Origin of the sequence: Mesorhizobium sp. WSM2240 (genome assembly GCF_040438645.1) — a bacterium.
GTDB lineage: Bacteria > Pseudomonadota > Alphaproteobacteria > Rhizobiales > Rhizobiaceae > Allomesorhizobium.
The window spans coordinates 1,848,626-1,864,034 of sequence record NZ_CP159253.1; the positions used below are offsets into that span (position 1 = coordinate 1,848,626).

General features: G+C 65.7%; 15 protein-coding genes. 11 read left to right on the top strand and 4 right to left on the bottom strand.

All coding sequences use genetic code 11. The features are described from left to right. Window positions 1-151: 151 nt before the first annotated feature. On the bottom strand, window positions 152-604 hold the full coding sequence (locus ABVK50_RS08855) for a nucleoside deaminase (protein ID WP_353641914.1): 453 nt from the start codon (window positions 602-604) through the stop codon (window positions 152-154). Between the two features lie 76 nt (window positions 605-680). On the opposite strand from ABVK50_RS08855, the gene ABVK50_RS08860 reads away from it, so the two are divergent. The 11 genes from ABVK50_RS08860 to lpxK all read left to right on the top strand — a co-directional run bounded on the left by ABVK50_RS08860 (window position 681) and on the right by lpxK (window position 12,746). Next, window positions 681-2,585 (top strand): pseudouridine synthase, encoded by a 1,905-nt coding sequence (locus tag ABVK50_RS08860; protein WP_353641913.1) that lies wholly within the window; start codon window positions 681-683, stop codon window positions 2,583-2,585. Further along, window positions 2,566-3,120: a 16S rRNA (guanine(966)-N(2))-methyltransferase RsmD gene (rsmD, locus tag ABVK50_RS08865; RefSeq protein WP_353641912.1), complete on the top strand. Its 555-nt coding sequence runs from the start codon at window positions 2,566-2,568 to the stop codon at window positions 3,118-3,120. Before ABVK50_RS08860 ends, rsmD begins: the two co-directional genes overlap by 20 nt. A gap of 99 nt (window positions 3,121-3,219) precedes the next feature. Beyond that, the gene (locus ABVK50_RS08870; protein ID WP_353641911.1) at window positions 3,220-4,629 is read left to right on the top strand and encodes a pitrilysin family protein; all 1,410 of its coding nucleotides are present in this window, start codon (window positions 3,220-3,222) and stop codon (window positions 4,627-4,629) included. Window positions 4,630-4,636: 7 nt separating this feature from the next. Next, window positions 4,637-6,001, top strand: a complete 1,365-nt coding sequence (locus ABVK50_RS08875; protein WP_353641910.1) for a pitrilysin family protein — start codon at window positions 4,637-4,639, stop codon at window positions 5,999-6,001. Further along, window positions 5,998-6,843, top strand: a complete 846-nt coding sequence (locus ABVK50_RS08880) for a patatin-like phospholipase family protein (protein ID WP_353641909.1) — start codon at window positions 5,998-6,000, stop codon at window positions 6,841-6,843. Before ABVK50_RS08875 ends, ABVK50_RS08880 begins: the two co-directional genes overlap by 4 nt. 156 nt (window positions 6,844-6,999) lie before the next feature. Beyond that, the gene (locus ABVK50_RS08885) at window positions 7,000-8,343 is read left to right on the top strand and encodes a TldD/PmbA family protein (protein ID WP_353641908.1); all 1,344 of its coding nucleotides are present in this window, start codon (window positions 7,000-7,002) and stop codon (window positions 8,341-8,343) included. Next, complete coding sequence (locus ABVK50_RS08890) at window positions 8,330-9,133, top strand: 3'(2'),5'-bisphosphate nucleotidase CysQ (protein ID WP_353641907.1); 804 nt, start codon at window positions 8,330-8,332, stop codon at window positions 9,131-9,133. Before ABVK50_RS08885 ends, ABVK50_RS08890 begins: the two co-directional genes overlap by 14 nt. A gap of 236 nt (window positions 9,134-9,369) precedes the next feature. Then, window positions 9,370-9,621 carry a DUF4170 domain-containing protein gene (locus ABVK50_RS08895; protein ID WP_353641906.1) on the top strand — a complete coding sequence of 84 codons (252 nt, stop codon included), beginning with the start codon at window positions 9,370-9,372 and terminating at the stop codon, window positions 9,619-9,621. Beyond that, on the top strand, window positions 9,621-10,409 hold the full coding sequence (locus ABVK50_RS08900; RefSeq protein ID WP_353641905.1) for a lysophospholipid acyltransferase family protein: 789 nt from the start codon (window positions 9,621-9,623) through the stop codon (window positions 10,407-10,409). The genes ABVK50_RS08895 and ABVK50_RS08900 overlap by 1 nt, the downstream gene beginning before the upstream one ends. Then, window positions 10,406-11,719, top strand: coding sequence for a lipid IV(A) 3-deoxy-D-manno-octulosonic acid transferase (gene waaA, locus ABVK50_RS08905; protein WP_353641904.1), 1,314 nt, complete (start codon window positions 10,406-10,408; stop codon window positions 11,717-11,719). Before ABVK50_RS08900 ends, waaA begins: the two co-directional genes overlap by 4 nt. Window position 11,720: 1 nt before the next feature. Then, entirely contained in the window at window positions 11,721-12,746 is a 1,026-nt protein-coding gene (gene lpxK / locus ABVK50_RS08910) for a tetraacyldisaccharide 4'-kinase (RefSeq protein WP_353641903.1), read from the top strand. A gap of 7 nt (window positions 12,747-12,753) precedes the next feature. Here lpxK and ABVK50_RS08915 read toward each other — a convergent pair whose 3' ends face one another. From ABVK50_RS08915 to mutL, 3 genes are all read right to left on the bottom strand, one after another. Then, window positions 12,754-12,984: a DUF2093 domain-containing protein gene (locus tag ABVK50_RS08915; RefSeq protein WP_353641902.1), complete on the bottom strand. Its 231-nt coding sequence runs from the start codon at window positions 12,982-12,984 to the stop codon at window positions 12,754-12,756. Between the two features lie 119 nt (window positions 12,985-13,103). Beyond that, entirely contained in the window at window positions 13,104-13,460 is a 357-nt protein-coding gene (locus ABVK50_RS08920; RefSeq protein ID WP_353641901.1) for an extradiol dioxygenase, read from the bottom strand. Between the two features lie 67 nt (window positions 13,461-13,527). Next, a complete protein-coding gene (mutL, locus tag ABVK50_RS08925; RefSeq protein ID WP_353641900.1) occupies window positions 13,528-15,369 on the bottom strand; it encodes a DNA mismatch repair endonuclease MutL in 1,842 nt (613 codons plus the stop codon). Between the last annotated feature and the right edge of the window lie 40 nt (window positions 15,370-15,409).

Consider the following 15,409-nt stretch of genomic DNA (forward strand, 5'->3'; position numbering starts at 1 on the left):
TCAGGTGAGGCCGGCCTGCAAACGGCGGCTTTCTGCGCTTCCGGTGCTCACGGACCCGAACGTCCGCTCCGCTCCGGTTCTCGAAATCCACCATTTTCGGCACGGCCTGACCTGAATCTCAACACACCCTGGCTAGTTTGATCCGGCGTGATTAGTTGTCGCGCCGCAATCTGAAGAAATCGCGTAGGATCGCCGAGGCTTCCCGCTCGGCAATGCCCGGATAGATTTCGGGCGCGTGGTGGCAAGTGGGCGAGGAAAAAAAACGCACGCCGCTGACCACCGCGCCGCCCTTCTCGTCGGCTGCGCCGAAATAGAGCCGCCTGATGCGGGCAAACGAGATGGCGCCGGCGCACATGGCGCAAGGCTCGAGCGTCACGTAGAGATCCACGCCGCCGAGCCGTTCGGACGAGAGTTTTTTCGAAGCCTCGCGGATGACCAGCATTTCGGCGTGAGCGGTCGGGTCGCTGAGTTCGCGGGTGCGGTTTCCGGCGCTGGCGACGACTTCGCCGTTGCCGGCGATGACCGCGCCGACCGGCACTTCGCCGCGCGCGGCCGCGGCCTCCGCTTCGGCCAGCGCCAGGCTCATGAAATCCGGACGCTTCACGTTTCGCCCATCCCTGATTCTCCTCGCAACCCCACGACGTTCCTGTTATCTACCGCCCCGGAAAGGCAAACGCCACATGGCCGACGACGACAAGAAATTTACCCGCAAGAGCGGCCCGAAACCGTCCGGCCCGCGCGGCGGCCCGAAGAAGGGCGGCAAGCCCGGCTTTGCCGGCAAGCCGCGTTTCGAAGGCGGCAAGCCGTTCGAGAAGCGCGACGGCGCGGCCAAGAAGCCGTTCGCCAAGCGCCGCGACGAGGCAGCCGGCGACGAGCGCCCGAAGCGCGAATTCAGGCGCGACGACCGCCCGCGCGCGGCTGGCGATGCTCGGCCGGAGCGCAGCGGCGCGCCGTTCCGCAAGGGCCCGCGTCCTGAAGGCAAGCCGTATCAGAAGCGCGAGGACGGCGCGGAAGCACGCCCCGGCCGGTTCGAACGCAGCGCTCGTGAGGGCCAGCGGACGGAGGGCGGCGAGAGAACGTTTCGGCCACGGCCGGACGGGAAGCCATTCGCCAGGCGCGATGAGCGTGGCGAGGAAGCCGGCGGCGAGCGGCCCGCCCGCCGCCTCGACCGTGCGCAAAATGCGCGCGACGGCGCTGCCGACAGACGCCCGAGGCCCGAGGGCTTCAAGCCGGGCGGCGACCGCAAGCCGTTTGCCAGGCCCCGCGAGACGGCCGAGGATGCGCCCGGCGAGCGCATTGCCAAGCGGCTCGCCCGCGTCGGCATCGCCTCGCGCCGCGACGCCGAGGAACTGATCGCCGCCGGCCGCGTCAGGGTCAACGGCAAGGTGCTGGCGTCGCCGGCCTTCAACGTGATGCCGGACGACACGATCGAGCTTGACGGCACCGCCATCCCGCCGATCGAGCGCACCCGGCTGTTCCTGTTCCACAAGCCGGCCGGCGTGGTGACCACGAATCGCGACCCGGAAGGGCGCAAGACCGTCTTCGATCTGCTGCCCGACAATCTGCCTCGCCTGATGACGATCGGCAGGCTGGACATCAACACCGAGGGCCTGCTGCTTCTGACCAATGATGGCGGGCTGTCGCGCGTGCTGGAGCTGCCGGCGACGGGCTGGCTCAGGCGCTATCGCGCGCGGGTGCATGGGAAGGTCGACGAGAAGCAGCTTGCCGGCCTGAAGGACGGCATGGCCGTCGACGGTGTGTTCTACGGCTCGATCGAAGCCTCGCTCGACCGTGAACAGGGAACGAATGCGTGGCTGACCATCGGTCTGCGCGAAGGCAAGAATCGCGAGGTGAAGAATATCCTCGGCGCGCTCGGCCTCGACGTGACGCGGCTGATCCGCTTCTCCTACGGGCCGTTCCAGCTCGGCGAGCTGCCGGAAGGCCATGTCCAGGAGATCAGCGGCCGCATGCTGCGCGACCAGCTCGGCGAGCGGCTGGTCGAGGAGTCGGGCGCGAATTTCGACGCCGACATCGTAAAACCGTTCTCGAACAAGCCGGTACGGCGGGAGTACGCGAAACCGGTTGAAGTGGGTCCCGATCGCAGGCCGTCGCCGCGGCGGCCGGAGCGGATCGGCGAGGGCGGCCTGATCAAGAACCGCAGGCGCGACAATGAGCGCCACCGCGAGGACATGCTCGGGCGGCTGCAGACGAAGCCGGATCGTCCCGCGCGACCGGATCGCGGCGAACGACCGGAGCGCGGACCGAAGCCGGGATACGGCGACAAGCCGCGCGGCAAGAAAGCCGGCGAGCGCGAGTCGCGCCCGATCGAACCGCCGGGCGGGCGGAAAGCCAATGTCTGGATGGCGCCGGGCGCGAGGCCGATCGGCAAAGGCCGGGCCGCAGCGGAAAAGGCCGAGCACGAGGCCCGCAAGGCGAGCAAGGCAAGCTACGGCAAGCCGGGCGGCGGCAAACCCGGTTTCAGCAAGTCTCGCGGCGAGGATGCCAGGGGCGGTGACAGGCCGCCGCGCGGCGATCGGCCGTCGGGGCCGCGCAAGGGAAGGCCCGATGCGGATCGTCGGCGGTGAGTTTCGCGGCAGGCCGCTGGCCACGCCGCGCACCAATGCCATCCGCCCGACCACCGACCGTACGCGGGAGGCGGTGTTCAACGTCCTGGCGCACCGTTTCCCGGACCGGCTTCAGGGCGCGCGCGTCCTCGACCTGTTTGCCGGAACCGGCGCGCTCGGGCTGGAGGCGATGTCGCGCGGCGCGTCGTTCTGCATGTTCATCGAGGATTCGGCAGAGGGCCGCGGCCTGATCCGCGACAATGTCGAGGCCTTCGGGCTCACCGGCCGCACCAAAATATTCCGGCGCGACGCGACCGGCCTCGGCGAGGCCGGGACAGTGCAGCCTTTCGGCCTGGTCTTTGCCGATCCGCCCTACGGCAAGGGGCTGGGCGAGCGGGCGCTGCGCTCGGCGCGAGCCGGCGGGTGGCTTTTGCCAGGCGCGCTTTGCGTGGTGGAGGAAGCGGCGACCGCTTCATTCGATCCCGGCGAGGGCTTTTCGGTCATCGACGAGCGCGACTATGGGGAAACCACCATACGCTTCGTCGAATACGCGTGAATCCGGCCCTCTCAGTTCCCACATGACGAACAATTAACTTTCCGTGGGCTTGCCGCACTGCATATACCCGTCCCAGCTATTGATGCGCAGGAGCCGCCGATGAATTTCAATGCTCAATCCCTGCCACAATCCGGTCGGCGCATTCTTGCCGGTTGCCTGCTGCTGGCGGCGGCATTTGCGCCGGCAGCGGTTGCCTTTGCCGAAACGGCGAGTCAGCCTCAGCAGCAGCCCCAACAGCAGCAAGTCGAGAACTTCCTGCTCGGCAACGGGATGGAAGTTGTGGTGATCCCGGATCACCGCGCCCCGATCGTCACCCATATGGTTTGGTACAAGATCGGCAGCGCCGACGAGCCGGCCGGCAAATCCGGCATCGCGCATTTCTTCGAGCATCTGATGTTCAAGGGGACCTCGACGCACAAAGCCGGCGAGTTCGGCCGAAAAATCGCCGAGATCGGCGGCAGCGAGAACGCATTTACCTCCTACGACTACACCGCCTACTACCAACAGGTTTCGCCCGAAGCGCTCGAGACGATGATGTCGTTCGAGGCCGACCGCATGCGCAATCTGATCCTGACCGATCAGGTGATCGGCCCGGAGCGAGACGTGATCCTGGAGGAGCGGCGCTCGCGCGTCGACGGCAATCCGGAAGCGCTGCTCAGCGAGGAAGTCCAGGCGACGCTCTACCAGAATCATCCCTACCGCATCCCGGTCATCGGCTGGATGCATGAGATGGAAAAGCTGAACCGTGACGATGCGGTGGCCTTCTATGACCGCTACTATGCGCCCAACAACGCGATCCTGGTGGTGGCCGGCGACGTCGAGCCGGCGACGGTGCGCACCCTGGCCGAAAAGACGTATGGCGAGGTGCCGCGCGGCCCGGACCTGCCGCCGCGGGTGCGTCCCCAGGAGCCTGAGCAGAACACGAAGCGCACCGTGACAATGACCGACGAGCGTGTGTCGATCCCGAGCGTCTCCAGAAACTGGGTGACGCCTTCCTACACCAGCGCCGAGCCCGGCGAAGCCGAGGCGCTGGACCTTCTGTCTGAAATACTGGGCGGCGGCACGCGCAGCCGGCTCTATCAGGAGCTGGTGGTGAAGAATCGTATCGCCGCCGGTACCGGCGCCTATTTCAGCGGAACGATGCTCGATTCATCGAGCTTTACCGTCTACGGTGCGCCGCATGACGCGGAAGGTCTGGAAAAGGTGGAAGCCGCGATCGAGGCGGAGATAGCCCGGATCATCAGCGGCGGGGTGACCGACGCGGAACTCGACGCCGCCAAGGACCGTTTCGTGCGCAGCATGATCTTCGCGCGAGACAACCAGTCAAGCATGGCCAACATATATGGACAGACGCTCGCCACGGGCGGAACGGTCGAGGACGTGCAGGAATGGCCCGACCGGATAAGGGCCGTGACCGCCGACCAAGTCCAGGCCGTAGCGGCGAAATATCTGAAGCCGGACGTGGCCGTGAGCGGATATCTGCTTCCCGAAGAGACAGCGCGGAATTGAGCTTCAAATGAACGGCATGACATCCATTGCGGATCTGCGATTGCGGGCGAACGCGCTTGCCGCGACCTTCTTCCTCTCCTTGATATTCCTCGTGCTGCCGGCTGTGGTGGCCAAGGCCGAGGTCCAGATCCAGGAGGTGACGTCGAAGAGCGGCGTCACGGCGTGGCTGGTCGAGGACTATTCGGTCCCGATCATCGCCATCCGCTTCGCCTTCGAAGGCGGCAGCACGCAGGACCCGCCGGGCAAGGAGGGGCTTGCGAACCTGATGACGGGACTGTTCGACGAGGGTGCGGGCGATCTCGACAGCGAAGCCTTCCAGATCCAGCTCGACAATGCCGGCGCCGAGATGCGGTTCAGCGCGGGCCGCGACCATGTTTACGGATCGATGCGAATGCTGGCCGACCGCAAGGACGAGGCGCTTGCGCTTCTGCAAGTCGCGATCGAGAAGCCGCGTTTCGATGCGGCCCCAATCGACCGCATTCGCAGCCAGATCGTCTCGGGCATCGTTTCCAGTCAGCGCGATCCTGAAACGGCAGCACAGTATCAATGGGCGGCCGCACTCTACGGCGACCATCCCTATGCGCGCCGCGACGAGGGCACGGAGGCGTCGCTGGCCGCTATCAGTGCCGAGGATCTTAGGGCATTCCACAAGGCAAACTTCGCCCGCGGCAATTTGCATGTAGCGGTGGTGGGCGCAATCGACGCCGAGACACTCGCCAAAGAACTGGACAGGCTGTTTTCCGGCCTGCCGGAGAAGCCGGCGTTGAGGGCGGTCGACTATGTAAAGCCGAAGCTCGACCAGGAAATCCGCGTCGAATATGCATTGCCGCAGGCCTCACTGCAGCTTGCCTATCCCGGGATCGAGCGCGAGGAGCCGGAATTCTTCGGAGCCGTGCTGATGAACCATGTGCTCGGCGGCGGTTCGTTTTCGTCGCGTCTGTTCGAGGAAGTGCGTGAGAGGCGCGGCCTCACCTACGGGATCAGCTCTTCGATCGTCAATCGCGAGCATGCCGCGGCGCTGGTGATCGGCACCTCGACCCGCGCCGACAAGGCGGACGAAACGCTCTCTGTCATTCGCGACGTGGTGCGGAAGATGGCCGAAGATGGGCCGACCGAGGCTGAACTCGAAGCGGCGAAAAAGTATCTGATCGGCTCCTATGCCATCAACAATCTGGATTCGTCGGCGGCAATCGCGGCCACGCTGGTGGAGTTGCAGATAGAGGATCTCGGCATCGACTACATGGACCGGCGCGCCGACCTGATCAATGCGGTGACCCTGGACGACGCCAAAGCGGCGGCTCGGAAGCTGCTCTTGGCTGAGCCCGCCGTGCTGATCGTCGGGCCGGCAGTGACGGACGGGAACAAGGAATGAACCCGACCTTCGCGATAGCTTTCGGCGGCGGCGGAGCACGGGGCCTCGCCCACATTCATGTCATCGAGGCGTTGGACGAACTTGGCATCAAGCCGGTCGCAATATCGGGTTCGTCGATCGGCGCTATCATGGGCGCGGGGATGGCTGCGGGGATGACCGGCAAGGAAATCCACGACTTTGCCCGCTCGATCCTGTGCCGGCGCACGGAGGTGGCGAGCCGCATGTGGCGCGCCCGTCCGGGCAGCTTCGCCGAAGTGATGGAAAGCGGAATACGCGTCAGCCAGTTCAACATCGAACGCATTATCAAGGCGTTCTTGCCCGACGCGATCCCCGATACCTTCGCCGAACTGCAGATTCCGCTCAAGGTCACCGCCACCGATTTCTTCGGCCATAGCCTGGAAGTTTTCAGCGAAGGGGACCTTCACTCGGCGCTCGCCGCGTCGGCGGCGATACCGGCCATATTCCGTCCGGTCCGCCGCAACGGGCGGCTGCTGATCGATGGCGGAATTTACAATCCCGTCCCATTCGACCTCGTGACCGGCGAGGCCGACATCGTGATCGCAATCGACGTCGTCGGCGCACCGGACGAAAACGGCCGCAAGAAACCCAATTCGATCGACCTGATGTTTGGCGCGTCGCAATTGATGATGCAGTCGATCATCGCCGCCAAGCTGCTGCAAAGTCAGCCCGATATATTCCTGCGGCCGCCGGTTTCGCGTTTCCGCGCGCTCAATTTCCTGAAGATCGACGCTGTGATGCACGAGACGGCGGCGATCAAGGACGAACTGAAACGCGCGGTGGAGAAGGCGGTCGGCGTGCGCGAAAAGGTGGCGCAGTTATAGGCATCGCGCGGTCCGAACCGGCCATCCAAGACGAAATGACGAGCCATCGCCGGTGACGGCCTGTGGCTTCTTGCGCCATTGCACAAGCAGGGGCAGGGCAATAGATGGTTCTGGCAAGCGCACGCGCCGCTCTGCGAACCGAACAGGAATGACCAAATGAACGAAGCGCCCGATGCCGCGAAACTGACCGACCAGGTCGCGGCCCTGGTGGAGGCCGCCAAGACGGCCGGCGCCGACGCAGCGGATGCGGTCGCGGTGCGCGGCCGCTCGACCAGTGTCTCGGTGCGTCTCGGCAAGGTCGAAGGAACCGAAGCTTCCGAAAGCGATGATGTTTCGCTGCGGGTCTTCGTCGGCCAGCGGGTCGCCAGTGTTTCGGCGACCGCAGCTTCCGATCCGAAGACGCTTGCTGAACGAGCCGTGGCGATGGCCAAGGTTTCGCCCGAGGATCCGTATCAGGGCCTTGCCGACGCCTCGTTACTGGCCTCGAAAATACGCGATCTCGATCTCTTCGACCCGACTGCCGTCTCAGCCGAAAAGCTGAAGGAGGATGCGCTCGCCGCCGAAGAGGCGGCGCTGGCTGTGCCCGGCGTCACTAATTCGAGCGGCAGCAGCGCGAGCGCCGGCCTTGGCGGGTTGGTGCTGGCTACATCGCACGGCTTTCTCGGCCATTATGTCGGTTCGCGCTTTTCGCGCTCGGCCAGCGTCATCGCCGGCGAGGGCACTGGCATGGAGCGCGACTACGAGTTTTCCTCGCGCCAGCATTTTGTGGACCTCGATTCGCCGCAATGGGTTGGACGCCGGGCGGCCGAACGTGCGGTGCGCAGGCTGAACGCACGCAAGGCCAAGACCGGGCCAGTGGACGTGGTGTTCGATCCGCGCGTGGCGCGGGGCATTGCGGGCCATCTCGCCAGCGCGATCAATGGCGCGTCGGTCGCGCGCAAGACCAGCTTTCTGCGCGACATGATGGGCAAGCAGGTGGCGGCCTCCGCCATTACCGTGATCGACGAACCGCTCCGTGTGCGGGGCCAGGCCTCGCGGCCGTTCGACGGCGAGGGAGTCGAGGGACAGAAGCTGACGATGGTCGAAAATGGGGTGCTCATGCACTGGTTTCTGTCGACCTCGGCGGCGAAGGAACTCGGGCTCACGACCAATGGCCGCGGCGCCCGCAGCGGCTCGTCGGTGTCGCCGTCCTCGACAAACCTCTCGATCGAGCCGGGAGAAAGAACGCCGGAGGAACTGATCGCGTCGCTGAAGACCGGCTTCTACGTCACCGAAGTGTTCGGCCAGGGCGTCAACATGATCACCGGCGAATACAGCCGCGGCGCTTCGGGCTTCTGGATCGAGAATGGCGAGCTCGCCCATCCGGTTTCCGAGGTGACTATCGCCTCCAACCTCAAGGACATGTTCCTGAACATGGCGCCTGCGAGCGACCTCGATCGCAATTTCGCCACCGCCGCGCCGACGCTGCTGATCGAAGGAATGACCCTTGCCGGTAGTTGATCGAGTGGACGCGGCCGAAACGACCAGCGATCTGCCGCTGTTGCGGGAGGCGGCGCGCGAGGCCGGCAAGATCGCGCTGCGTTACTTCAGGCAAAGTCCGGAAGTGTGGATGAAAACTGGCCAATCCCCAGTCAGCGAGGCCGATTTCGCGGTCGACCGCTATTTGCGAGAGACGCTGCTGGCGGCGCGGCCGGACTATGGCTGGTTGTCTGAAGAGACGCTCGATTCGGCAGAGAGGCTTGGCTCGCGGCGTCTCTTCGTGGTCGATCCGATCGACGGAACACGCGGCTTTCTCGATGGCCGGACCGCATGGTGCGTCAGCATCGCTGTGGTGGAGGAAGGCGCGCCGATAGCGGGCGTGCTCGAATGCCCGGCGCGCGACGAAACTTTTTGGGCCGCGCCAGGCATGGGCACCAGGAAGAACGGAGCGGCGCTCGAAGTGCGCGACATCGGCGATGCGCCTGAAATCGCCGGCCCCAAGCAGATGATCAATGCAATGCCGCAGAACTGGCGCGACCGTTGCCGGCCGATAGCCTACATACCATCACTGGCCTACCGGATAGCGATGATCGCCGACGGCAAGCTCGATGCGACATTCATCAAACCGAACGCCCAGGACTGGGATCTCGCCGCCGCCGACCTGATATTGCGCGAGGCCGGCGGCAAGGTGCTGACCTACAAGGGCAAGCCGCCGGTCTATGGCGGCGCGGTCACCACGCATGGCAAGCTCGTGGCCGGCAGCGGCAGGTTGCTGGACGTGATGGGCCGCGTGATCGCCGAGCAGGCGTAGGTGTGTCGAGATTCAGGTGAGGCCGGCCTGCAAATGGCAGATTTCTGCGCTTCCGGTACTCACGTATCAAACGTACGCTCCGTTCCGGTTCTCGAAATCTACCATTTTCGACTCGGCCTGACCCGAACCTCGATACACCCTGGCGGGTACAGACCAAACCAGCTGGAAATAGTTTCAAACCGAACCGAACTGCTTTAGACAGTTGCCGTTTGCCGAACATGGATTCAAGGAAGACGATGCCCGAGAACGACGGAAACAAACAGCTTTTGCATCTGGTGTTCGGGGGCGAACTGAAGTCGCTGGGCTCGACCGAGTTCCGCGATCTCGACGCGCTCGATATTGTCGGCATCTATCCCGACTACGCGTCGGCGAAGTCGGCCTGGAAAGCCAAGGCGCAGGCCAGCGTCGACAACGCTCACATGCGCTATTTCGTGGTCCATCTGCACCGCCTGCTGCAGCCAGAGGCCAAGGCATCCGGTTCGAGCTGATGACGTCCGGACCAGGCGCGCCGACGGCCATCCGGGCCAAGGCCAAGAAAAAGCGCGACGCCGGTGCGCTGAAGACCTTCTGGCGCAAGGCGCGCAAGCCGCTGGCGCAGTCGCGCTTCGTCAAAGGCGCCATCGCCACGATGCTGGTGCATTGGCTGCGGCTCGTCAGGTTCACCAATCCGCTGGCCAAGGGCTCCGCCGACCTGGAGAAGGCGAACGCCGAAATGGCGCCGGCTATCGTCGCGATGTGGCATGGCCAGCACTTGCTCGCGCCGGCGGTCTATCCGCGCGGGCGAGGGCTGGTGGCGATGGTTTCGCGCAGCGCCGATGCCGAGCTCAACGCGCTGGTGGTCGAGAAATTCGGCCTGCAGGCGGTGCGCGGTTCGGGCGGCCGGGTCGACAAGCGCCATCTCGACAAGGGCGGCGCGCGTGCGCTCATCGCCCTGAAAAAGGCGCTCGATGCCGGCATGAATGTCTGCATGATCGCAGACATTCCGCATGGGACACCGCGTCAGGCCGGACTCGGCATCGTGACGCTGGCGCGGCTGACCGGTCGGCCGATCGTTCCGGTGGCGATAACCACCAGCCGCCGCAAGGTGCTGGAGAAGAGCTGGGACAAGACGACCGTCAACATGCCGTTCGGGCGCTGCGCCGTGACGGTCGGCGAGCCCGTCCTTGTTTCCGCTAAGGCGGACGAGGCCGAGATGGAATTGAAGCGCCAGGAGGTGACCGCCTCGCTCAACGCCGCGACGGAAGACGCCTACCGCATCGCCGACGGTGCCCGATGAGTGAACGCTGGGCGCGCGCATTGCTGTCGAGCTACCGCCTTGCGGGCGCCGCCGTCTATCCGCTGATCGGCACCTATGTCGCCTGGCGCGCCTCCAAGGGCAAGGAAGACCGCACTCGCCGCCGTGAACGCTACGGCCTGGCGGGCAGGGAACGCCCAAGCGGGCCGGTGATCTGGGTGCATGCCGCGAGCGTCGGCGAGACGATCGCCGTCGTTCCACTGGTGCAGCATATACTGGGCTACGGCGTGAACGTGGTGCTGACGACCGGCACGGTAACCTCCGCGCATGTGGCGGAAGAGCGCCTGGGAAACAGCATCATCCATCAATATGTGCCGCTTGATCTGAAGCCGGCGGTAAGCCGCTTCCTCGACCATTGGCAGCCCGATCTCGCCATCATTGCCGAATCCGAAATCTGGCCGATGACCATACTGGAACTCGGCTCGCGGCGGGTGCCGCAGGTGCTGGTCAATGGACGGCTTTCGGACCGTTCCTTCAAATCGTGGAAGAAGCGCGCCTATCTGGCCGAGGCGCTGTTCGAGAATCTGGCGCATGTGGTCGCCCAGTCGGAGGCGGACGGCGAGCGCTTCCAGGCCCTGGGCGCCAGGCCGGTCACCGTGTCGGGCAATCTGAAGGTCGACACCGTGCCGCCGCCCGCAGACGGAAAGGCGTTGGCATCGCTGCAGCGTCAGATCGGCCGGCGTCCGACCTGGGCGGCCGTCTCCACCCATGACGGCGAGGAGGCGGTGGCGGCGGAGGTCCATGCGATGCTGCGCGGACGCCATCGCGGCCTCCTCACCGTCATCGTACCACGCCATCCCGAACGCACGGACGCGATCGCCGCCCAGTTCACCGCCATGGGCCTGAACGTCGCCCGGCGCAGCGCCGGCGCGAAGGTAACCGCAGACACCGACATTCTGCTCGGCGACACGATCGGCGAGATGGGGCTTTACCTCCGCCTGACCGAAATCGCCTTTGTCGGGCGCTCGCTGACGTCGGAAGGTGGACAGAATCCACTGGAGCCGGCGATGCTCGACACCGCCGTCCTGGCAGGCCGCAACGTGCAGAATTTCCGGGAAGCCTATCAGCGGTTGATCGACAGCGGCGGGGCGAAGCTGGTGCGCGACCGCGACATGCTGGCCGGCGCGGTCAATTACCTGCTCGTCAACGAGGTCGCCCGCCATGAGATGATGGCGGCAGCCGCGGCGACCGTCGACCAGATGCGCGGCGCGCTCGCCATCACGCTCAGGGCGCTCGAGCCGTTCATCCAGCCGCTGGTGGTCAAGGCGCGGCTCGAAAGGCCGGGCAGGTAGTATGACCAGCGAAGCGCCTCCCTTCTGGTGGCAGAAGCCGGACTGGCGCGCTTATGCGCTGTCGCCGGTTTCGGCGCTTTATGGATACGTGGCGAGCCGCAGGATGGCGGCGGCGAGGCGGGAGAAGGTCGGGCTGCCGGTTCTTTGCATCGGCAATTTCACGGTCGGAGGCACCGGCAAGACCCCGGTTGCCATCGCGCTGGCCAGACAGGCGAAGCGCATGCGGCTGAAGCCCGGCGTCCTTTCGCGAGGCCATGGAGGCAGCTTCGCCGAGCCGCATATCGTCGATCCAGCGCATGACAGCGCCAAGCATGTCGGCGACGAGCCGCTGCTTCTCGCCGAACATGCGCCGGTGGCCGTGACGCCGAACCGGGCGGCCGGCGCGGGGCTGCTCGTCGAACAGGGGTGCGATTTCCTGATCATGGATGACGGCTTCCAGAGCGCGCGCATCCATATCGACTACGCGCTGTTGGTGGTCGATGCGCGCTACGGTCTCGGCAACGGCCATGTCATTCCCGGCGGCCCGATGCGCGCGCCGCTTGTGGATCAGCTGCGTTTCGCCGACGCTCTCCTAAAGATGGGAACGGGCAGCGGCGGCGATGAGGCGGTGCGCAAGGCCGCTCGCGCCGGCAAGCCGGTGTTCGAGGCGGCGACGCGGCCGAAGGATGCCGGCCGGTTTTCCGGTAAGCGGTTCCTTGCCTTCGCCGGCATCGGACATCCCGAAAAATTCTTTGATACCGTCGCCGATGCGGGTGGCGTCGTCGCGCTGACGCGCGCATTTCCCGACCATCATTTCTACAGCGACGACGAATTGCAGGAACTTGCCGCCACCGCGCGCGCTGGACAGTTGCGGCTGGTGACGACCGCCAAGGATGCGGCCAGGCTGCGCAATGGCGGAGCGCCGGCGGATTTCCTGAAGCGTCTGGATGTCCTGGAGATCGAAACGGTGTTTGACCTCGACCACGCGCCTGCACGCATCATCGAAGAGACGCTGGCCGCCTGGCGTCGGCGGCGCAACGGCGGCTGAGCCATACCTACCGTTTGCGCAGGCTTGGATCGGACTCGATCTCGCGCGTCAGCGAGGCTGCGGCGTTGAGGTAAGGCTCCTGCCGCGCGACGCTCCAGTATTTGAGCTCATCGAGCGGGATCTGCTCGCCGGTCACAGCGCAGCGGACGAAGGATCCAGGGCTGGTGACCTGGAAATCTCCGTCGAGGTAGCGAATGCGGGCTTCCCTGGCGCCGGGGCCTTCGAAGCGGTTCATCATCGGACGTACTCTGGCGCTGTCACCCGTTTCTTCCGCCACAAATCCAGGACGAGGTCAAGGCGAGACGCCCACGGCGGCGACATTTATGCTCTCCGGATTCCGGCCGCGCGAAGTGGTGATCAGGCTGCTCTGATCCGGCCCGGCACCGGGTGCCTTGGCTCGTAGAGCCCAAGCTTTCCGCCGCCAGGAAGCGGGACATGAGTCAGCAGACCCCATCCTTCGTCGGTTACCGCGGTGCATTCGACATTGCTCGAATTCAGCTCACGGACGGCGGCGTTGATGTCGTCGCACATCAGGTAGAGTTCGTGGGTCTCGCTCTCCGCCGTCGGGTGGATCGCGACTTCGGCGGGAGGCAAGGCGAATATCAGCCAGCCGCCGCCGGCATCGACACCGGGAAACCGCAAAGTATCGCGGAAGAACGCCCGGTCGGCATCCGCGTCGTTGCTGTAGATGATCACATGCGCACCCGTAATCATGGCTCTCCTCCGTCATGCCCTGAGGGAGGATGTAGCGCGCCGGCGGGTTGCAGACAGATCGGGCGTTTCAGCGCCGCCCGAACAGCCGCTCGAGGTCAGCGAGCTTCAGCTCGATGTAGGTCGGGCGACCGTGGTTGCAGGTGCCGGAGCCCGGCGTCGCCTCCATCTGTCGCAGGAGCGCATTCATCTCCTCCGGCTTCAGCCGCCGGCCGGAGCGCACCGAGCCATGGCAGGCCATGGTCGCGGCGATGCGGTCAAGCCGGTCCTTCAGCGTGTCGGTGGTGTCGTTGTCGGCGATTTCGTCGGCGAGGTCGCGGACGAGCTGCTGCACATTGGTCTCGCCGAGCATGGAGGGGGTCTCGCGCACCGCGACGGCGCCCGGCCCGAAGCGCTCGACGCCGAGCCCGAATTTCTTCAGCATGTCGGAATGCGCCGCGATGCGCGAGGCGTCGTCCTCGGGCAGGTCGACGATCTCCGGCAGGAGCAGCATCTGCGCGGGAACCGGCCGCGAATGCAGCGCCTGCTTCAGCGCCTCATAGACAAGGCGTTCATGCGCCGCATGCTGGTCGACGATGATCAGCGAATCCTGCGTCTGCGCGACGATGTAGTTTTCATGCACCTGTGCTCTTGCAGCGCCCAGCTGCGCCTGCAGCAGCTCTTCCGCCACTTCGCCATGGCCGCCGCGCGAATCCGCACTGGCGAGCGGGCCTGCGTCGAAGGCCGTCTGCGCCGGCTCGGCGAAGCCGTCGAGCGGGCGGTGCGGCGAGCGCCTCGCCTCGAAACCGGCCGAGGTCGAGGCGCGGAAGCCCGGATTGAAGGAGCGGTGGCCATTGGCCGGACCGGGATGGCCGTAGGGCGCCGGACCCGGGCGGAACGCGCCCATCATCGCCGCCGCCCCCGAGGTTGCCGCGCGCATGCCGGCATTGGCGAGCGCCTCGCGGATCGCGCCGACGATCAGCCCGCGCACCAGGCCGGGGTCGCGGAAACGGACATCCGCCTTGGCAGGGTGGACGTTGACGTCGACGGTCGCCGGATCGAGCGTCAGGAACAGCACCGTCACCGCGTGGCGGTCGCGCGGCAACACGTCGGCGAAAGCGCCGCGAATGGCCGAGGCGATCAGCTTGTCGCGCACCGGGCGGCCGTTGACATAGGCGTATTGCTGCAGCGCGTTGGCTCTGTTGTAGGACGGGATCGAGACATGCCCCGTAAGCCGCACGCCTTCGCGCACAGCGTCGATTGCGATCGAATTGTCGGGGAATTCCGCGCCCATGACCTGCGCGATGCGGCTGAGTCGGCCCTCGGCGCTGTCGTCGGCGGCCGGAAACTCCAGCGTCGAGCGATCCGGGCCGGAAAGCGTGAAGCGCACCGCCGGAAAGGCGATGGCGATGCGCCTGACGATATCGGCCGTGGCCGTGCTCTCGGCGCGTTCGCCCTTCATGAATTTGAGGCGCGCCGGCGTTGCGAAGAACAGATCGCGGACCTCGACCGTGGTGCCGCGATTGGCTGCGGCCGGACGCACCGGCGCGAGGCGGCCGCCCTCGACCGCGATCTCGGCGCCGCTGTCGCTTGTCGCCGTGCGCGAGCGGATCGTCAGCCGCGCTACCGAGCCGATCGAGGGCAGGGCTTCGCCGCGAAAGCCGAGCGAGCGTATGTCGTGTATGTCGGTGGAGAGCTTCGACGTGCAGTGGCGCGCCACCGCCAGTTCCAATTCGTCTTCCGGAATGCCGGAGCCGTCGTCGCTGACGCGAACCAGATTGAGCCCGCCGCCGGCCGTGACGATCTCGACGCGGGCTGCCCCCGCATCGATGGCATTTTCCACCAGTTCCTTGACCACGCTCGCCGGACGCTCGATGACCTCGCCGGCGGCGATCTGGTTGATCATCGTTTCTGAAAGCTGGCGTATCGGCATGGCCGCATCATATGCGGATTCTGCGCTTGAGCGAAAGCGC